This window comes from Curtobacterium sp. PhB130 (assembly GCF_003755165.1).
Lineage (GTDB): Bacteria > Actinomycetota > Actinomycetes > Actinomycetales > Microbacteriaceae > Curtobacterium.
Genome location: NZ_RKII01000008.1, coordinates 80,993 through 98,621, shown reverse-complemented (window position 1 = coordinate 98,621; position 17,629 = coordinate 80,993). Strand labels below are relative to the sequence as shown.

Annotated in this window: 18 protein-coding genes; 16 read left to right on the top strand and 2 right to left on the bottom strand. The window is 70.4% G+C overall.

The genetic code is table 11. From position 1 onward, the window contains the following. Window positions 1-127 precede the first annotated feature (127 nt). From EDF24_RS10495 to dapF, 10 genes are all read left to right on the top strand, one after another. A complete protein-coding gene (locus EDF24_RS10495; RefSeq protein ID WP_123702770.1) occupies window positions 128-3,100 on the top strand; it encodes a DNA translocase FtsK in 2,973 nt (990 codons plus the stop codon). A gap of 5 nt (window positions 3,101-3,105) precedes the next feature. After that, window positions 3,106-3,741, top strand: coding sequence for a CDP-diacylglycerol--glycerol-3-phosphate 3-phosphatidyltransferase (gene pgsA, locus EDF24_RS10490; protein ID WP_165931567.1), 636 nt, complete (start codon window positions 3,106-3,108; stop codon window positions 3,739-3,741). After that, window positions 3,738-4,265 (top strand): CinA family protein, encoded by a 528-nt coding sequence (locus EDF24_RS10485; RefSeq protein WP_260233416.1) that lies wholly within the window; start codon window positions 3,738-3,740, stop codon window positions 4,263-4,265. The genes pgsA and EDF24_RS10485 overlap by 4 nt, the downstream gene beginning before the upstream one ends. A 154-nt stretch (window positions 4,266-4,419) precedes the next feature. Further along, entirely contained in the window at window positions 4,420-4,728 is a 309-nt protein-coding gene (locus EDF24_RS10480; protein WP_058725115.1) for a helix-turn-helix domain-containing protein, read from the top strand. Between the two features lie 100 nt (window positions 4,729-4,828). Beyond that, window positions 4,829-5,053 (top strand): DUF3046 domain-containing protein, encoded by a 225-nt coding sequence (locus tag EDF24_RS10475; RefSeq protein WP_123656394.1) that lies wholly within the window; start codon window positions 4,829-4,831, stop codon window positions 5,051-5,053. A gap of 257 nt (window positions 5,054-5,310) precedes the next feature. Next, complete coding sequence (gene recA, locus EDF24_RS10470) at window positions 5,311-6,378, top strand: recombinase RecA (protein ID WP_123656395.1); 1,068 nt, start codon at window positions 5,311-5,313, stop codon at window positions 6,376-6,378. Continuing rightward, window positions 6,375-7,274 carry a regulatory protein RecX gene (locus tag EDF24_RS10465; RefSeq protein ID WP_123702768.1) on the top strand — a complete coding sequence of 300 codons (900 nt, stop codon included), beginning with the start codon at window positions 6,375-6,377 and terminating at the stop codon, window positions 7,272-7,274. The genes recA and EDF24_RS10465 overlap by 4 nt, the downstream gene beginning before the upstream one ends. Before the next feature lie 28 nt (window positions 7,275-7,302). Next, window positions 7,303-8,796, top strand: coding sequence for a tRNA (N6-isopentenyl adenosine(37)-C2)-methylthiotransferase MiaB (gene miaB, locus EDF24_RS10460; RefSeq protein WP_123702766.1), 1,494 nt, complete (start codon window positions 7,303-7,305; stop codon window positions 8,794-8,796). Continuing rightward, window positions 8,783-9,760, top strand: a complete 978-nt coding sequence (gene miaA / locus EDF24_RS10455; RefSeq protein WP_185021637.1) for a tRNA (adenosine(37)-N6)-dimethylallyltransferase MiaA — start codon at window positions 8,783-8,785, stop codon at window positions 9,758-9,760. The genes miaB and miaA overlap by 14 nt, the downstream gene beginning before the upstream one ends. Further along, a complete protein-coding gene (gene dapF / locus EDF24_RS10450; protein ID WP_123656399.1) occupies window positions 9,757-10,647 on the top strand; it encodes a diaminopimelate epimerase in 891 nt (296 codons plus the stop codon). Before miaA ends, dapF begins: the two co-directional genes overlap by 4 nt. 69 nt (window positions 10,648-10,716) lie before the next feature. Here the strand turns inward: dapF and EDF24_RS10445 are convergent, their stop codons facing one another. Continuing rightward, on the bottom strand, window positions 10,717-11,331 hold the full coding sequence (locus EDF24_RS10445; protein ID WP_123702764.1) for a class I SAM-dependent methyltransferase: 615 nt from the start codon (window positions 11,329-11,331) through the stop codon (window positions 10,717-10,719). A 61-nt stretch (window positions 11,332-11,392) separates the two neighbouring features. Between EDF24_RS10445 and hflX the strand changes: the two genes are divergently transcribed. Continuing rightward, entirely contained in the window at window positions 11,393-12,925 is a 1,533-nt protein-coding gene (gene hflX / locus EDF24_RS10440) for a GTPase HflX (protein WP_123656401.1), read from the top strand. Window positions 12,926-13,094: 169 nt separating this feature from the next. On the opposite strand, the gene lexA is transcribed toward hflX, so the two are convergent. Next, on the bottom strand, window positions 13,095-13,739 hold the full coding sequence (gene lexA, locus EDF24_RS10435; RefSeq protein ID WP_123656402.1) for a transcriptional repressor LexA: 645 nt from the start codon (window positions 13,737-13,739) through the stop codon (window positions 13,095-13,097). Window positions 13,740-13,978: 239 nt separating this feature from the next. On the opposite strand from lexA, the gene EDF24_RS10430 reads away from it, so the two are divergent. The 5 genes from EDF24_RS10430 to priA all read left to right on the top strand — a co-directional run bounded on the left by EDF24_RS10430 (window position 13,979) and on the right by priA (window position 17,624). Next, a complete protein-coding gene (locus EDF24_RS10430) occupies window positions 13,979-14,398 on the top strand; it encodes a hypothetical protein (protein WP_185021636.1) in 420 nt (139 codons plus the stop codon). Between the two features lie 86 nt (window positions 14,399-14,484). Continuing rightward, window positions 14,485-15,591 carry a histidinol-phosphate transaminase gene (locus tag EDF24_RS10425; protein ID WP_123702762.1) on the top strand — a complete coding sequence of 369 codons (1,107 nt, stop codon included), beginning with the start codon at window positions 14,485-14,487 and terminating at the stop codon, window positions 15,589-15,591. Further along, complete coding sequence (hisB, locus tag EDF24_RS10420) at window positions 15,588-16,190, top strand: imidazoleglycerol-phosphate dehydratase HisB (RefSeq protein WP_123656404.1); 603 nt, start codon at window positions 15,588-15,590, stop codon at window positions 16,188-16,190. Before EDF24_RS10425 ends, hisB begins: the two co-directional genes overlap by 4 nt. Continuing rightward, window positions 16,187-16,822 carry an imidazole glycerol phosphate synthase subunit HisH gene (gene hisH / locus EDF24_RS10415; RefSeq protein ID WP_123702758.1) on the top strand — a complete coding sequence of 212 codons (636 nt, stop codon included), beginning with the start codon at window positions 16,187-16,189 and terminating at the stop codon, window positions 16,820-16,822. The genes hisB and hisH overlap by 4 nt, the downstream gene beginning before the upstream one ends. Before the next feature lie 55 nt (window positions 16,823-16,877). Then, window positions 16,878-17,624, top strand: coding sequence for a bifunctional 1-(5-phosphoribosyl)-5-((5-phosphoribosylamino)methylideneamino)imidazole-4-carboxamide isomerase/phosphoribosylanthranilate isomerase PriA (gene priA / locus EDF24_RS10410; RefSeq protein WP_123702756.1), 747 nt, complete (start codon window positions 16,878-16,880; stop codon window positions 17,622-17,624). Window positions 17,625-17,629 lie beyond the last annotated feature (5 nt).

Here is a 17,629-nt window from a genome sequence, read left to right as displayed (position 1 = left end):
GGCTGTCGGCTGTCGGCCTGGAGGCCCGTCCCACGTCCGTCTCGGACGTGCGGCGGGCCTCCTGCCGTTGTCCACAGCCGTGCGCGCCTCCCCGGGAACGTCCCCAGGTGGCGTTAGGGTTCTGCCCATGGCCGGAGGCACCAAGTCGACCACGCGCTCGCGCGCGTCCTCGTCGTCCCGCGGAAGCGGGTCGCGTCCTTCGTCGCGCACCCAGGCCACCACGAAGAAGCTCCCGCAGGCAGCCCCCGCGGTGGAGTTCAGCGGGCAGAACCCGCTGGTCACCGCCTGGCTCGCGATGGCGCACGGCGTCGGCGCGATGTTCCGGCTCCTCGGCAAGGAGTCCCTCGAGAAGGACCAGCGCCGCGACGGCTTCCCGTTCTTCCTGTTCGTGCTGGCGATCGCCGGCGCCGTGGTGGAGTGGCTGAACCCGACGAACGCCGTCTCGATCGCGCTCGACGCGTACACGTTCGGCGGACTGTTCGGCCGGTTGGCGTTCGCGCTCCCGGTGATCATGGTCGTGTTCGCCGGCTGGCTGTTCCGGCACCCGGCGTCCGTGCACGACAACACCCGGATCGGGATCGGGCTGGGACTCCTCCTCGTCTCGATCTCCTCGCTCTGCCACGTCTTCGGCGGGCAGCCGAGCGCCTCGGACGGCATGCCGGCCCTCGCCGCTGCCGGCGGCGTGATCGGCTGGGTCGTCATCGGCTGGCTGGTGGCCGTCGCGACCGCGTGGATCGCCGTCCCGGTCGCGATCGTGCTCCTGGTGCTCTCGCTCTTCATCATCACGAAGACCCCGCCGAACAAGGTCGGTCGTCGGCTGCACGAGCTCTACGCGTACCTGTTCGGCGCCCCGGCACCCGCGGCCGAGCCGGAGCCGGACACGGCAGCACCCGCCGCCACGAAGCCGTCGCGGAAGCGCGCCAACAAGACCGACTCGCAGGGCCTGCAGCTGTTCGAGGACCTCGGCTTCGGCGAGGACGGGGACGAACCGGCGGAAGGTGCCGCGGAAGGCAACATCCCCTGGTGGCGCCGGAACAAGTCCGGGCGCGAAGAAGACCCCGCGTACGACAGCCCCGTCATCCCGGCGGCGAACGCCGGCGCTCCGTCCGCGGCACCGTCCCCGAACGCTGGGGCGGCGGCCGGGCTGATCGACCACACGCCGGCCGAACCGGCATCGGTGAACCTCAACGACTCCACGGGTCTCGGCGGCTCTGCAGGCCTCGACGACGCTGCGGGTCTCGGCGGCTCCGCTGAGACCGAGGTCGCGGCCGACCTCGAGCGCGCCGAGCAGGCCCTCCGCGACTTCGGCGCGCCGGTGCCGGACGACGCGACCGCGGTGATCCGTCCGAGTGGTGGCGTCCCTGCGGTCGTCTCCCCGAGCCTCCCGGCCGACCCCGTGGACGACGTGACGGGCGCGGCGGACGAACCCGACGACCTCCCCGCGGCAGGCGCTGCGGACGACCCCTCCCGCCCGTACCGCCTCCCCGCGGCCACCACGCTGAGCTCGGGGACCCCATCCGTCGCGCGCAGCCAGGCGAACGACGACATCGTCGCGGCGATCACCGGCGTGCTCACCGAGTTCAAGGTCGACGCGAAGGTCACCGGCTTCTCGCGTGGCCCGACAGTGACGCGCTACGAGATCGAACTCGGCCCGGGTGTCAAGGTCGAGCGCGTCACGGCACTCTCGAAGAACCTGTCGTACGCGGTCGCCTCGAACGAGGTCCGGATCCTCTCCCCGATCCCGGGCAAGAGCGCCATCGGCGTCGAGATCCCGAACACGGACCGTGAGATCGTCTCCCTCGGCGACGTCCTCCGCTCGAACGCGGCGCGGAAGTCCAAGCACCCGATGACCATCGGCGTCGGCAAGGACGTCGAGGGCGGCTTCGTCGTCGCGAACCTCGCGAAGATGCCGCACCTGCTCGTCGCCGGCTCCACCGGTTCCGGCAAGTCGGTGTTCATCAACTCGATGATCACGTCGCTGCTGATGCGTGCGAAGCCGTCCGAGGTCCGCATGGTCCTCGTCGACCCGAAGCGCGTCGAGCTCTCGATCTACGCCGGTGTCCCGCACCTGATCACCCCCATCATCACGAACCCGAAGAAGGCGGCGGAAGCGCTGCAGTGGGTCGTGAAGGAGATGGACATGCGGTACGACGACCTCGCGTCGTTCGGGTTCCGGCACGTCGACGACTTCAACAAGGCGATCGAGAACAACGAGATCGTGCTGCCGGCGGGCAGCGAACGGAAGCTCAAGCCGTACCCGTACCTGCTGGTCGTGGTGGACGAGCTCGCCGACCTCATGCTCGTCGCCCCGCGCGACGTCGAGGAGTCGATCGTCCGCATCACCCAGCTCGCCCGCGCCGCCGGCATCCACCTGGTCCTCGCGACGCAGCGCCCGTCGGTCGACGTCATCACGGGTCTGATCAAGGCCAACGTCCCGTCGCGGATCGCGTTCGCCGTCACGAGCGTCACCGACTCCCGGGTCATCCTCGACCAGCCGGGCGCCGACAAGCTGATCGGGCAGGGCGACGGGCTCTTCCTGCCGATGGGCTCCTCGAAGGCCGTGCGCGTCCAGGGTGCCTGGGTGCAGGAGAGCGAGGTCGCGGAGGTCGTCCAGCACGTCACCCGGCAGGCCCAGCCCGAGTACCGGCAGGACGTCGCCGCGGTGGTCGAGCGCAAGGAGATCGACGCGGACATCGGCGACGACCTCGAGCTGCTGCTCGCCGCCGTCGAGCAGGTCGTGTCGACCCAGTTCGGCTCGACGTCGATGCTGCAGCGGAAGCTCCGCGTCGGGTTCGCGAAGGCCGGACGCCTGATGGACCTGATGGAGTCCCGCGACATCGTCGGTCCGTCCGAGGGCTCCAAGGCCCGCGACGTGCTCGTCACGACCGATCAGCTGCCGTCGGTGCTCGCGAAGCTCCGCGGCGAAGAGCCCCCCGCGCCCGCCGCTCCGGCAGCCCCGGCCGCCGGCCCGGCCACAGCAGGCCCGTCGGACGGCGGGGACCGCTACGGTGCCGACCCGGTGGGGGAGATGACCCGCGGGTACGATGAAGTCGAGGACGAACCGGACGAGGACGCCTGGGGCCTCACCGGCAGGGAGTGAACACGATGACCGCCTCGGAAGGCACCAACACGAAGCGGTTCCCGTGGCGCGGACGGCTGATCCGCAAGGGTCCGGGTCCCGCGTCGACGGCGAACGTCGCGAACATCATCACCGTCATCCGCATCCTGATGGCGCCGCTGTTCTTCGTGCTGCTCCTGTCGGACGCCGGCCACGACGGCCCCGTCCGGATCTGGGCGGCGGTGATCTTCGTCGTGGCGATCGTCACCGACAGCGCGGACGGCATCATCGCGCGTCGGCAGGACCTCGTCACGGACTTCGGCAAGCTCGTCGACCCGATCGCCGACAAGGTGCTCATCGGTGGTGCCCTGGTGGCGCTCTCGATCCTCGGCGAACTGCCCTGGTACGTGACCGTCCTGATCATGGTGCGGGAGATCGGCATCACGGTGTTCCGGTTCGCGGTGCTGTCCGACCGCGTCATCCCGGCCAGCCGCGGCGGCAAGATCAAGACCGTGCTGCAGGCCGTCGCGATCACGCTCGCGCTCTTCCCGTGGTGGAACTTCGCCGGCGACTTCGCGCACTGGACCAACGGCATCCTGATGACCGCGGCGTTCATCGCCACCGTCCTGAGCGGCCTGGACTACCTCTGGCAGGCGTGGAAGCACAACCGGACCGCCGCGTGAGCGGAGCCTCCGACGTGTCGCACGCCGAGCCTCCTGTCCGGATCGCGCCGAGGCTGATCGCGGAACTGACCGTCCGCGGGGAGACCGTGGCGGTCGCCGAGTCGCTCACCGGCGGCCTCGTCGTATCCGAACTCGTCGAGGTGCCGGGCGCGAGCGCTGTGGTGCGCGGTGGGGTGGTGGCGTACGCGACGCCGATCAAGGCGTCCGTCCTCGGGGTCTCCTCGTCCCTGCTCGCGGAACGCGGGGCCGTCGACCCGGACGTCGCCACGCAGATGGCGGAAGGGGTGCGTACCGCCCTGGCGGTGGACGGCGTGCCCGCCACGTGGGGGATCTCGACGACCGGGGTGGCCGGACCCGACCCGCAGGACGGCAAGCCCGTCGGGACCGTGTTCGTCGGGATCGCGTCCGCGTCCGGATCACGGGCGGTCGAACTGCACCTCGAGGGCGACCGCGAGGCAATCCGTCGGGCCTCCGTCTCCGAACTCCTGGTACGGCTGCTCGACGAGCTGGCGACCGGGGAATAGCCCGCGTTACCGCTGGGTTACATCTCACGCAATCTCCAGCAGGACGGCAGCCCAGGTGGCTAGCATGCTGCAACCGGCAACGCTACTGTTGCTGAACCCGTGACGGTCATCCCGACCCATCGGGCTTTGGAGACGACAGAGAGGAGGAGTTCTCATGGTTCTCGTTCGTCAGGAAATCGGCGACGTTCTGCGGGACTTCCGCTTGCAGAAGGGCCGGACCCTCCGTCAGGTCGCGTCCAAGGCCAGTGTTGCTCTCGGGTACCTCAGTGAAGTCGAGCGTGGGCAGAAAGAAGCCAGCTCGGAGATCCTCGCTTCCGTTGCGGATGCGTTGGACACCCCCATCTCCACGATCATGCGCGAAGTGGGCGACCGCCTCGCCGTCGTGGAAGGACTCACCCCGGTCCCGGACACGCTCCCGGACGAACTCGTCGCCGAGTTCGACAACGACCTCGCGGTGCGCTGACCCGCACTGCACCACGAACGCCCTCGCCGGTTCGCCGGCGGGGGCGTTCGCTCGTTGCGGGCCGTGCTCGTTCGCCGGGCTCCGCGTTTAGGCTGGTGGGATGCGCGTGAGTGAGTTCTGGCGAGCCGTCGACCAGGTCTTCGGTGAGGCCTACGGTGCGGTCGTCGCCCGCGACGTCGTGCTCGAGGAGCTCGGGGGCCGTTCCGCCGCCGATGCGATCGCCGCCGGGATCGACACCCGCAAGGTCTGGGACGCGCTCTGCGACTCCCAGGACGTGCCGCAGGACCGTCGCCACGGCAAGGGACTGTTGGAGCCCCGGGACTGACCGGATTCTCCGAACACCTGTTCGGCGTGTCGCTCGAACACGTGTTCGACGGGTGGTAGCTTCCTCCACAGCGGCGCAGAACGACGAGTTCGTCCACAGGCAGCGCGGTGACCGGCAGTGATGTCGGTGGCCCGCCCTAGGTTCGAGTCATCGGGAACGCCCGAAGCCTTGTCCGAGAACCAGGGGCCTTGCACCATCGGCCCCCGGGGATCAGACAGCCTACAGGCGGCAGACATCGAGCACGAAGGAAGCACACCATGCCATCACCAGCAGACCGCGAGAAGTCCCTCGAGACCGCACTCGCGCAGATCGACCGGCAGTTCGGCAAGGGTGCTGTCATGCGCCTCGGCTCCGACGAGCGCGCCCCGGTCGCCACGATCCCGACCGGTTCCGTCGCCCTCGACGTCGCGCTCGGGATCGGTGGACTCCCGCGCGGCCGCATCATCGAGATCTACGGCCCGGAGTCCTCGGGCAAGACCACGCTGACGATCCACGCCATCGCGAACGCCCAGCGCAACGGTGGCATCGCGGCCTTCATCGACGCGGAGCACGCGCTCGACCCGGAGTACGCGAAGAAGCTCGGTGTCGACATCGACGCCCTCCTCGTGTCCCAGCCGGACACCGCCGAGCAGGCACTGGAGATCGCGGACATGCTCGTCCGCTCCGGCTCCATCGACCTCATCGTCATCGACTCCGTCGCGGCGCTCGTGCCCCGCGCCGAGATCGAAGGCGAGATGGGTGACTCCCACGTCGGTCTGCAGGCACGCCTCATGTCGCAGGCGCTCCGCAAGCTGGCCGGTGGGCTGAACCAGACCCAGACCACGATGATCTTCATCAACCAGCTGCGCGAGAAGATCGGGGTGTTCTTCGGCTCCCCGGAGACCACCTCCGGCGGTAAGGCGCTCAAGTTCTACGCCTCGGTCCGTCTCGACATCCGTCGCATCGAGACCCTCAAGAGCGGCACCGACGCGGTGGGCAACCGCACCCGCGTCAAGGTCGTCAAGAACAAGATGGCGCCGCCCTTCAAGCAGGCCGAGTTCGACATCCTGTACGGCACGGGCATCTCGCGGGAAGGCTCGCTGCTCGACTTCGGTGTCGACCACGGCATCGTCAAGAAGTCGGGCGCCTGGTACACCTACGACGGCGACCAGCTCGGGCAGGGCAAGGAGAACTCGCGTTCCTTCCTGATCCAGAACCCGGAGATCGCCGCCGAGATCGAAGGCAAGATCCTCGCCAAGCTCGGCATCGGTGGGGCCAAGGCCGATGCGGACGCCGCTCCGGTCGAGTCCATCGAGCCCAAGCTCGCTGCACGCAAGGGCGCGTGACCACCCGCGACGACGAAGCGGACCTCGCACCGGTCACCGACCTGTTCGGTGCGAGGACCCGCCGTCGTGCAACTCCGGAGCCCGAACCCACCGCCGGTGACGACGGCGGCGACGGCGACGTGCGCATGCCCCCGTCGTCGATGCTCGACGAGGGCGCGGACGCGGACACCCCGGTGCCACTGCCGCTGCGTGGCCCCCGCGCTCAGGCCGACTGGGTGTCGCCCGTCGTCGGCGACGGTTCCGGGCGGAGTGCCCGGGCCGAGATGGCCGGGTACGACGCTGAGGACTCTGGTGCCGATGCCAGCACCGCGTCGGTGTTCTCGATCGTCGGCGGGGACGAGATAGACCCCGCTGACGCCCCCCGTCCCCTCGACGAACAGCGCGCTGATGCCGAACGCCTCAGCATGCGGGCGCTCGGACGCAAGGGCGTCAGTACATCCGAGCTCCGCACGACCCTGACGAAGAACGACCTCGACCCGGACGTCGTCGAGCACGAGATCGACCGCCTGACCCGCGTGGGGTTGCTCGACGACGTCGCCCTCGCGACCGATCTCGTGGACCGGCTGCACGACCGCAAGGGCCTCGGCAAGCAGGGGGTCGTCGCGGAACTCCGTCGTCGCGGCATCGACCAGACGGCGATCGACGCCGCGCTCGACGCAGCGACGGACGACGATGACGACGAGTTCGTCCGGGCGATCGACCTCGCGGTGAAGCGTGCCGGGCAGCTCCGCGGGCTCGACCGTGCGACTGCGGAGCGGCGCCTGTCCGGGTTCCTGATGCGCAAGGGCTACAACGGCGGCATCGTCCGGATCGCGGTGGAGCGTGCGCTCGACGGCGGTGGGCGTGGGGCCGGTCCGCGCTCCGGCGGGCCGCGTGGGCCCGTGCGCTTCGAGTAGTCGCCCCGCGATTTACACTGGGACGACCATGGCCACCGTCGCAGCGCGCCCCCGCACCTACGAAGTCCGCACCTACGGGTGCCAGATGAACGTGCACGACTCCGAGCGCCTGAGCGGGTCGTTGCAGGCGGCCGGGTACGTCGCTGCCGACGGTGCGCAGGCCGACGTCGTCGTGATCAACACCTGTGCCGTGCGGGAGAACGCGGACAACCGGCTCTACGGCAACCTCGGGCAGCTCGCCGGCATCAAGCGCGAGCACCCCGGCATGCAGATCGCGGTCGGCGGCTGCCTGGCGCAGAAGGACAAGAACGTCATCCTCGAGAAGGCGCCGTGGGTCGACGTCGTCTTCGGGACGCACAACATGGGGTCGCTGCCGACGCTGCTCGAACGCGCCCGGCACAACGGTGAGGCGCAGCTCGAGATCCTCGAGTCGCTCGACGTCTTCCCCTCGACCCTCCCGACCAAGCGCGACTCGACCCACAGCGGCTGGGTGTCGATCTCGGTCGGCTGCAACAACACCTGCACGTTCTGCATCGTGCCCTCGCTCCGCGGCAAGGAGAAGGACCGACGCCCCGGGGACGTCCTCGCCGAGATCCAGGCGCTCGTCGACGACGGTGCGATCGAGGTCACCCTGCTCGGGCAGAACGTGAACTCCTACGGCGTCGAGTTCGGCGACCGTCAGGCGTTCGGCAAGCTGCTCCGCGCCGCTGGCCAGATCGAGGGGCTCGAGCGGGTCCGCTTCACCAGCCCGCACCCGGCAGCCTTCACCGACGACGTCATCGACGCCATGGCGGAGACCCCGAACGTGATGCCGCAACTGCACATGCCGCTGCAGTCCGGGTCGGACCGGGTCCTCAAGGCGATGCGTCGCAGCTACCGGAGCGAGCGGTTCCTCGGGATCCTCGACCGGGTGCGCGCGAAGATCCCGAACGCGGCGATCTCCACCGACATCATCGTCGGGTTCCCCGGCGAGACCGAGGACGACTTCGAGGACACCATGCGCGTCGTCGAGCAGGCCCGGTTCGCTTCGGCGTTCACGTTCCAGTACTCGATCCGCCCGGGGACGCCTGCTGCGACGATGGACGACCAGCTCCCGAAGGCGGTCGTCCAGGACCGGTACGAGCGACTCGTCGCCCTGCAGGACCGCATCACCGCCGAGGAACACGCGAACCAGGTCGGCCGCACCGTGGAGGTGCTGGTCGCGACCGGGGAAGGCCGGAAGGACGACACCACGCACCGGCTGTCCGGTCGCGCGGAGGACTCCCGGCTCGTGCACTTCTCGGTCCCGGCCGGGTCCGACGTCCCGCGCCCCGGCGACGTCGTCACCGTCGAGATCACCCGCGCGGCGCCGCACTTCCTGATCGCGGACACCGACGCGCCGCTCCGGATCCGACGGACCCGCGCCGGGGAAGCCTGGGACCGTGCGCAGGCCGAATCCTGCGGCGTTCCCACGCCTTCCTCGCCGAGCGACGGGCCGAAGCCGGTCTCGCTCGGCCTGCCGACGCTCCGTGTCGGCCGCTGAGGACGTCGGCGCGGATGCGCCTGGGACGTTCGCGGACCCCGGTTCGGCCGGGCTGATCGCCGTCGTCGGGGCCACCGGCACCGGGAAGTCCGACCTCGCCATCGCCATCGCCGACCGGCACCGCGAGCAGGGTCGTCGCGCCGAGATCGTGAACGCCGACGCGATGCAGTTCTACCGCGGCATGGACATCGGCACCGCGAAGGTCCCGGTCACCGAACGGCACGGCATCCCGCACCACCAGCTCGACGTGCTCGACGTCACCGACGAGGCGAGCGTCGCCGCGTACCAGCGCGGCGCCCGCGCGGTGATCGCCGACATCGCCGACGACGGTGGCGTGGCCGTGCTCGTGGGCGGGAGCGGACTGTACGTGTCCTCCGTCCTGTACGAGCTCGACTTCCCCGGGACCGACCCCGAGCTCCGCGCCGAGCTCGAGCGCGAGCACGCGGAACACGGGCCGAGCGTCCTCCTCGCACGCCTCCGAGAACTCGACCCCGCGGCAGCCGACACCATCGACGCACGCAACCCGCGGCGGCTGATCCGCGCCGTGGAGATCGCGAGCCGATCGGACCAGGTCACCACGAGCCTCCCGTCCGCGCCCCGCGCGTGGCGACCAGCCCGGGTGCTGCACCTGCGTCGTGATCGCGAGCAACTCGTGACCGCGCTGCACGCCCGCGCCGAGCGGATGTTCGCCGACGGGCTCGTGGACGAGGTCGCCGGGCTCCGCGACGTCGGACTCGAACAGGGCCGGACGGCGCGAGCGGCGATCGGGTACTCGCAGGCGCTCGAAGTGCTGCGGGGATCCTCGACCGTCGCCGAAGCCGTCGAGGCGACCGGCATCGCGACACGGAAGTACGCCAGACGACAGGTCTCGTGGTTCAAGCGGTACGCCGAGGCCGATGACCTCGACGTGACCGGCGCCGACCGCGACGGGCTCACGGCGCTGGCCCGTAGGATCGTCCCGTGACCGAGCTGCACTTCACCAAGGGCCAGGGGACCGGCAACGACTTCGTCTTGTTCGCCGACCCCGACGCCACGGTCGAGATGACCCCCGACCGGATCCGCGCGATCGCCGACCGGCGCTTCGGTGTCGGGGCCGACGGCGTGATCCGCGCCGTCCGCTCGGACGCGATCCCGGAAGGGCAGGCCATCGTCGCGGAAGACCCCGACGCGACCTGGTTCATGGACTACCACAACGCCGACGGCACGGTCGCCGAGATGTGCGGCAACGGCATCCGGGTGTTCGCCCGGTACCTCACCGAATCCGGGCTCGTCGACCTCGCACCGGGCGAGACCCTGTCGGTCGGCAGCCGCAAGGGCATCGTCGACATCCAGCGGCAGGCGAACGGGTTCTCCGCCGACCTCGGCCGCTGGGGCCTCGGCATCGACGGCCGCGGGTCCGACGACGTGATGGTGCGCGCGAAGAACCTCGACACCGCGCGGCCCGGGCTCGGCATCGACGTCGGCAACCCGCACGTGGTCGTCGCCGTCGCGACCGAGGACGAGCTCGCCGACGTGGACCTCACCTACGTGCCGGTGCTCGACCCGGCACCCTCCGCGGGGGCGAACGTCGAGTTCGTGCTGCCGGGGGATCCGCTGGTGCAGGACGGCGTCGGGCAGATCACGATGCGCGTGCACGAACGCGGCAGCGGCGAGACCCTGTCGTGCGGGACCGGGGCGGTCGCCGCGGCGCTGGCCACCCGGCACTGGGCGGGGTCGGCGGCGCCGGACACCTGGCGCGTGCGCGTTCCCGGTGGTGTGCTCACCGTGCGGATGTTCGCGGCGGAGGACGGGGAGCACGTCGCGCTGGCGGGCCCGGCCGACCTGGTGTTCTCGGGCGACCTGACGGTCTGACGCGCGCGGGGGCGCGGGGCGCGCCGCTCTGTGCGGCGATGCGTGCGCGGTGCGCGCGCCCGCCGCGCGCTACTCCGCCGTGCGGTGCACCCGCAGCACGCGGAAGCCCTTGTCCGTCGTCGCCCGCGTGACGTGGAACGACGGCCCGAGCGTGTCGTGGAGCCAGCGCTGCAGGGAGTCGCCGCCGAGGTCCTTCGAGACGACGAGCCAGGCGTCGCCGGACACTTCGAGCCGGGGGAGCCAGGTCATCAGGATGTCGTGGAGCTCGTCCTTGCCGACCCGGATCGGCGGGTTCGACCAGATCGTCCGGAACCGGAGCCCCGCGGGGACGTCGGTGGGCAAGGCGATGGAGACGTTCGTCGCCCCGGCGGTGGACGCGTTGCGTCGCGCGAGGTCGAGCACCCGCTCGTTCACGTCGACGCCCCAGACCTGCGCGTCCGGCGAGTGGATCGCCATGGTGATCGCGATCGGACCCCAGCCGCAGCCGACGTCGAGCAGCGCCCCGTCGTGCGCGGGCGGCGGCACCGAGTTCAGCAGGACCCGGGTGCCCCGGTCGAGCCCGTCCGGGCTGAACACCCCCGCCGCCGTGGTCAGCGACAGCGAACGCCCCGCCAGGGTCACGGCGATCTGACGCGGTCGCGCCTGACTCTCCGGGGTGGCCGAGAAGTAGTGGTCGTTCGCCATGGAAGAACCGTACCGGGAACCCCGTGTGTCCTGCGGGCTGCGGAGGTACCCTGTGGACAGCATGACGGATACCCACAACCAAGCTGAAGGCGACGGCGTCGTCGAGCGCGTGCTGCGCAACGCCGACTCGCGAGCCAGCTCGTCCATCTTCGCGCCGGCACAAGCGATCCAGACCCGCTCGGTCGACGAGCAGGGCTGGGCCGGCGACGGCGACCAGTACGACCGGGAGGACCGTGCGGCGCTCCGACGGGTCGCCGGTCTCTCCACCGAACTCGAGGACGTCACCGAGGTCGAGTACCGGCAACTCCGGCTCGAGCAGGTCGTCCTGATCGGCGTGTACGCCCAGGGCGACGCCGCCGACGCCGAGAACTCCCTCCGTGAACTGTCGGCCCTCGCCGAGACCGCGGGCGCCGTGGTCCTCGACGGGCTCCTGCAGCGCCGGCCGCATCCGGATCCCTCCACCTACCTCGGCAAGGGCAAGGCCGAGGAACTCGCGATGGTCGTCAAGGCGACCGGCGCCGACACGGTGATCGCAGACACCGAGCTCGCGCCCTCGCAGCGCCGTGCGCTCGAGGACGTCGTGAAGGTCAAGGTGATCGACCGCACCGCGGTGATCCTCGACATCTTCAGCCAGCACGCCAAGTCGCGTGAGGGCAAGGCGCAGGTCGAGCTCGCGCAGCTCGAGTACCTCCTCCCGCGACTCCGCGGTTGGGGTGAGTCGATGTCCCGCCAGGCCGGTGGTCAGGTCTCGGGCGGTGCGGGCATGGGTTCGCGTGGTCCCGGTGAGACGAAGATCGAGCTGGACCGCCGCCGCATCCACACCCGGATGTCGAAGCTGCGCCGCCAGATCGCCGGATTCCGACCCGCTCGAGAGGCCAAGCGCGCCGACCGGCACCGCAACGAGGTCCCGAGCGTCGCGATCGCCGGCTACACGAACGCCGGCAAGTCCTCGTTGCTGAACCGTCTGACGAGCGCGGGCGTGCTCGTGCAGAACCAGCTGTTCGCCACCCTCGACGCGACCGTCCGCCGGACGGAGAGCACGAAGGGCCGCGAGTTCACGTTCGTCGACACCGTCGGCTTCGTCCGGAACCTGCCGCACCAGCTCGTCGAGGCCTTCCGATCGACGCTCGAGGAAGTGGGCGAGGCGGACGTCATCGTGCACGTCGTCGACGGCTCCCACCCGGACCCGGCCGCGCAGCTCGCGACCGTGCGCGAGGTGATCGGCGACGTCGGTGCCCGGGACATCCCCGAGATCGTCGCGTTCAACAAGGCGGACCTCATCGACGAGGCCCAGCGGCTGGTGCTGGTGGGTCTCGCCCCGGACGCCGTCTTCGTGTCGGCGCGGACCGGCGAGGGCATCGGCGACCTGCTCGCAGCGATCGAGGACCGGCTCCCCGAGCCGGACGTCTCGCTCACGGTGGTGGTGCCGTACGACCGCGGGGACCTGGTCTCCCAGCTGCACGACACCGGATCGGTCGAGACGGTGGACTACGTCGAGTCCGGCACGCGCCTCCGGGTGAAGGTCTTCCAGCGGCAGGTCGCGGAGCTCGACCCGTACGTGGTCACGCCCGCCGCACCGGTTCCGTCCGCCTAGGGTCCGGTCCCGACCCGGCCGGGAGGCCCGGCTGGCGTCCGCCAGGAACCCCGGCTGGGTGCGCAGTTCCGTCCGCAGTCGCACAACGAAAGCCGGTCCGAACCACGTACCCACGTGGTTCGGACCGGCCTTGGTTGTGCGGCGTCGATCGAGCGGCTCCGCGCAGAGGTCAGAGGGAGCGGAGGACCGCCACGACCTTGCCGAGCACGGTCGCGGCGTCGCCGAGGATCGGCTCGAACGCGGTGTTGCGGGGGAGCAGCCAGGTGTGACCGTCCCGCTGGCGGAACACCTTGACCGTCGCTTCCTCGTCGAGCATGGCGGCGACGACGTCACCGTTCTCGGCGGTCTGCTGCGACCGCACGACGACCCAGTCGCCGTCGCAGATCGCGGCGTCGATCATCGACTCGCCGACGACCTTGAGCATGAAGAGGTCACCGGAGCCGACGAGCTGGCGGGGCAGCGGGATGATCTCGTCGACGTGCTGCTCGGCGGTGATCGGGACACCCGCGGCGATCCGGCCGACCAGTGGCACGAGGGTGGTGGCATCGACGTCGGGACCGTCGGCGGCCGCTGAGGGCTCGTCGACCAGGACCTCGAGGGCACGGGGACGGTTCGGGTCACGGCGGATCCAGCCGCCCAGTTCGAGCTGCCCGAGCTGGTGCGAGACGCTCGACAGCGACGAGAGGCCGGCCGCATCGCCGATCTCGCGCATGCTCGGCGGGTAGCCGCGGCTCGCGATGGAGGCGCGGATCGCGTCCAGGATCGCCTGCTGCTTCGCGGTCAGCGGTTTCTGTCCCCGCAGTTCGTCCGGCACGTCGTCTCGCCTTCTCGTCGCGACCCTTGGACTGCCGATCGGGGAATGTCGGTGGTCCCCGTGAGACTTGTCCCAGTCAGTCGAAACAGTATCCGACCGCATGACGCCGGACAAACACCTGTTCGAGCGTGTCGCACGAAAACTCCCCGGAAATCTCCCCAGGGGACTTGTGCGGCCGTCCGTTCGAACGTATGTTCGGTACATCGCTTCGGTTCACCTGAGCAGGAAGGCACCACGACATGAGCACCATCGCACTCGCAGACATGCAGCGCAGCACCTCGCAGCGCGGTTCCGTGCAGCGCAGCTCCGTGCAGGGCGGCACCGTGCAGGGCGGCACTGTTCGCACGCGGCTCCGCCTGACCCGCCGTGGCCGTGTGGTCTTCACGACGCTGGCCGCGATCCCGCTGCTGCTGATCGTCGGCCTGTTCGCGCTGAACGGTGGCCAGGCCTCGGCCGGCAACACCGCGGCGAACGTGCACTTCCAGACGGTGACGATCGAGCCCGGTGAGACGCTCTGGCAGCTCGCCGAGCAGACTGCGCCGAACGCCGACCCGCGTGACTTCATCCAGGACGTCGTGAGCCTCAACGCGCTCGACGGCTCCGGGGTGCAGGCAGGGGAGCAGATCGCGATCCCGGCCAAGTACGCGGACGCGAAGTAGCGCGCAGGAAGGACCCGACCGTCAGGACCGGCAGGACCGTCCGGACGGCCGGTCATCGTGGAGGCGCTCCGCTCTACGATGGATCGGTGGCATTCACGCTCGAAGACCTCCCGATCCGAGACGACCTCCGCGGTCAGAGCCCCTACGGCGCCCCGCAGAAGCACGTCAGCGTGCAGCTCAACGTCAACGAGAACACGCATCCGGTCCCGCAGGACGTCGCGGACGACATCGTGTCCTCGATCCGGCAGGCGCTCGCCTCGGTCAACCGCTACCCGGACCGCGAGTTCACCGAGCTGCGTGAATCGCTCGCGGGGTACCTCGGGCACGACCTGACGGCTGCGCAGATCTGGGCGGCCAACGGCTCGAACGAGGTCATCCAGCAGCTCCTCCAGGCCTTCGGCGGGCCGGGCCGGAGCGTGCTCGGCTTCCCGCCCACGTACTCGATGCACTCGATCATCGCCTCGGGCACCGGGACACGCTGGATCGCTGCCGAGCGCGACGCGGAGTTCCGGATCTCCCCGGAGACCGCCGTCGCTGCCGTGCGCGAACACCAGCCGGACGTGGTGTTCCTCTGCGGACCGAACAACCCCACCGGGACGCCCCTCGAACTCGCGACGATCGAGGCTGTCTACGACGCCACCGATGGCATCGTGATGGTCGACGAGGCGTACGCGGAGTTCATGCCCCCCGGACAGCCGACGGCGCTGACCCTGCTGCCCGGTCGTGAACGGCTCGTGGTGTCCCGCACGATGAGCAAGGCGTTCGCGTTCGCAGGCGCCCGCGTCGGCTACATGGCGGCGCACCCGGCGGTGGTCGACGCGCTCCGCCTCGTCCGCCTGCCGTACCACCTGTCGGTGCTGACCCAGGTCGCTGCGGTCGCGGCGCTCCGGCACGCGCCGGAGATGCTCGCGATGGTCGACGACATCCGGGGCCAGCGTGACCGCATGGTCCGCGAGCTCCGTGACATGGGGTACTCCCCGCACGAGACCTGGTCGAACTTCGTCCTGTTCGGCGGTGTCGCGAACCCCGCTGCGGCGTTCGAGTCGCTCCTCGAGCAGGACGTCATCGTGCGCGACCTCGGGATCCCGAACCACCTCCGCGTGAGTGCCGGGACGGAAGCGGAGACGACGGCCTTCCTCGACGCCATGCGCCGCGTCACCCGGGAACAGCCGCCGGTTAGGCTGAGAGCATGACCGCGCGCACCGCCGAGATCACCCGTTCGACGAGCGAATCGAGCGTGTCCCTGTCGCTCGACCTCGACGGCACCGGCAAGTCCGACATCTCGACGAGCGTCCCGTTCTTCGACCACATGCTGACCGCGTTCAGCAAGCACTCGCTCATCGACCTCCGTGTGGAGTCGACCGGTGACACCGACATCGACGTGCACCACACCGTCGAGGACACCGGCATCGTGCTCGGGCAGGCACTGAAGGCAGCGCTCGGCGACCGCGCCGGCATCGGCCGCTACGGCGACGCGCTCGTCCCGCTCGACGAAGCGCTCGCCCAGGCCGTGGTGGACGTCTCCGGGCGCCCGTACCTGGTGCACACCGGGGAACCCGAGGGCTTCGAGTTCCACCGCATCGGTGGCCACTTCACCGGCTCGATGGTGCGTCACGTGTTCGAGGCCATCACGTTCAACGCCGGCATCACCGTGCACGTCCGCGTGCTCGGCGGACGGGACCCGCACCACATCGCGGAAGCCGAGTTCAAGGCGTTCGCGCGGGCGATGCGCCGCGCGGTCGAGCTGGACCCGCGCGTCGACGGCATCCCCTCCACGAAGGGCGCACTGTGAGCACGAGGCCGAACGTCGTCGTCCTCGACTACGGGTCGGGGAACGTGCACTCGGCGGCGAAGGCCCTCGAGCGCGCCGGCGCCGACGTCACCCTGACCTCCGACAAGCGGGCCGCCCTCGAAGCGGACGGTCTCCTGGTCCCCGGCGTCGGCGCGTTCGCCGCCGTGATCGACCAGCTCGAGGGGGTGCAGGGTGGCGAGATCGTCGACCACCGGCTCGCCGGCGGCCGTCCCGTGCTCGGCATCTGCGTCGGCATGCAGGTCCTGTTCTCCCGCGGGGTCGAACGCGGTGCCGACGTCGAGGGCCTCGCACAGTGGCCGGGCACGGTCGAGCAGCTCGAGGCCGATGTCCTGCCGCACATGGGGTGGAACACGATCGACGCCCCCGATGACTCGGTGCTCTTCGACGGCCTCCGCGACGAGCGGTTCTACTTCGTGCACTCCTACGGCGTCACGGACTTCCCACTCGAGGCGTACGGCCCGTTCCGCGCGCCGAAGCTCACCTGGGCGGAGCACGGGCAGCGCTTCATCGCGGCCGTGGAGAACGGACCGCTGACCGCGACCCAGTTCCACCCGGAGAAGTCCGGGGAGCCCGGCATCCAGCTGCTCCGCAACTGGGTGCGGTCTCTCTGAGACCCGCACCGAGCCTCCCGACCGATCTCGAACCAGCCACAGAACCGACAGGACCATGACCGACCTGACCTCCACCCCGCCCCTCGTCCTGCTGCCCGCGATCGACGTCGTCGACGGCCAGGCCGTGCGCCTGACCCAGGGTGAGGCCGGCAGTGAGACGTCGTACGGCGACCCCGTTGCCGCCGCGCGCACCTGGCGCGACCAGGGCGCGGAGTGGATCCACCTCGTAGACCTCGACGCCGCGTTCGGCCGCGGGGACAACCGCCGCGTGATCGCGCACGCCATCCGGGAGGTCGAGGGGGTCCAGGTCGAGCTGTCCGGTGGTATCCGCGACGACCGAGCACTCGAAGCGGCGCTGGCGACGGGTGCAGCACGAGTGAACCTCGGCACCGCGGCGCTCGAGGACCCGGAGTGGGCGGCCCGCGTGATCGGCGAGTACGGCGAGCAGATCGCCGTCGGGCTCGACGTCCGCGGCACCACGCTGGCCGCGCGCGGCTGGACAGAGGACGGCGGCGACCTGTGGGAGGTGCTCGACCGGCTCGAAGCGGCCGGGTGCGCTCGGTACGTCGTCACCGACGTGACGAAGGACGGCACGCTGCAGGGGCCGAACGTCGAACTGCTGCGCCAGGTCTGCGACCGGACGGACCAGCCCGTCGTCGCCTCCGGCGGCATCTCGACCCTCGACGACCTGGTCGCGTTGCGCGAGCTCGTGCCGCACGGCCTCGAGGGCGCGATCATCGGCAAGGCCCTGTACTCCGGCGCGTTCACGCTGCCGGCCGCACTCGACATCGCGTCGGAGTAACGCCC

What these genes read in the sequence shown, in the direction of transcription:
- EDF24_RS10495 (WP_123702770.1), top strand. Translation starts at nt 128, where the DNA reads ATGGCCGGAGGCACCAAGTCGACCACGCGCTCGCGCGCGTCCTCGTCG.
- pgsA (WP_165931567.1), top strand. Translation starts at nt 3,106, where the DNA reads ATGACCGCCTCGGAAGGCACCAACACGAAGCGGTTCCCGTGGCGCGGA.
- EDF24_RS10480 (WP_058725115.1), top strand. Translation starts at nt 4,420, where the DNA reads ATGGTTCTCGTTCGTCAGGAAATCGGCGACGTTCTGCGGGACTTCCGC.
- EDF24_RS10475 (WP_123656394.1), top strand. Translation starts at nt 4,829, where the DNA reads ATGCGCGTGAGTGAGTTCTGGCGAGCCGTCGACCAGGTCTTCGGTGAG.
- recA (WP_123656395.1), top strand. Translation starts at nt 5,311, where the DNA reads ATGCCATCACCAGCAGACCGCGAGAAGTCCCTCGAGACCGCACTCGCG.
- miaB (WP_123702766.1), top strand. Translation starts at nt 7,303, where the DNA reads ATGGCCACCGTCGCAGCGCGCCCCCGCACCTACGAAGTCCGCACCTAC.
- EDF24_RS10445 (WP_123702764.1), bottom strand. Translation starts at nt 11,331, where the DNA reads ATGGCGAACGACCACTACTTCTCGGCCACCCCGGAGAGTCAGGCGCGA.
- hflX (WP_123656401.1), top strand. Translation starts at nt 11,393, where the DNA reads ATGACGGATACCCACAACCAAGCTGAAGGCGACGGCGTCGTCGAGCGC.
- EDF24_RS10430 (WP_185021636.1), top strand. Translation starts at nt 13,979, where the DNA reads ATGAGCACCATCGCACTCGCAGACATGCAGCGCAGCACCTCGCAGCGC.
- hisB (WP_123656404.1), top strand. Translation starts at nt 15,588, where the DNA reads ATGACCGCGCGCACCGCCGAGATCACCCGTTCGACGAGCGAATCGAGC.
- priA (WP_123702756.1), top strand. Translation starts at nt 16,878, where the DNA reads ATGACCGACCTGACCTCCACCCCGCCCCTCGTCCTGCTGCCCGCGATC.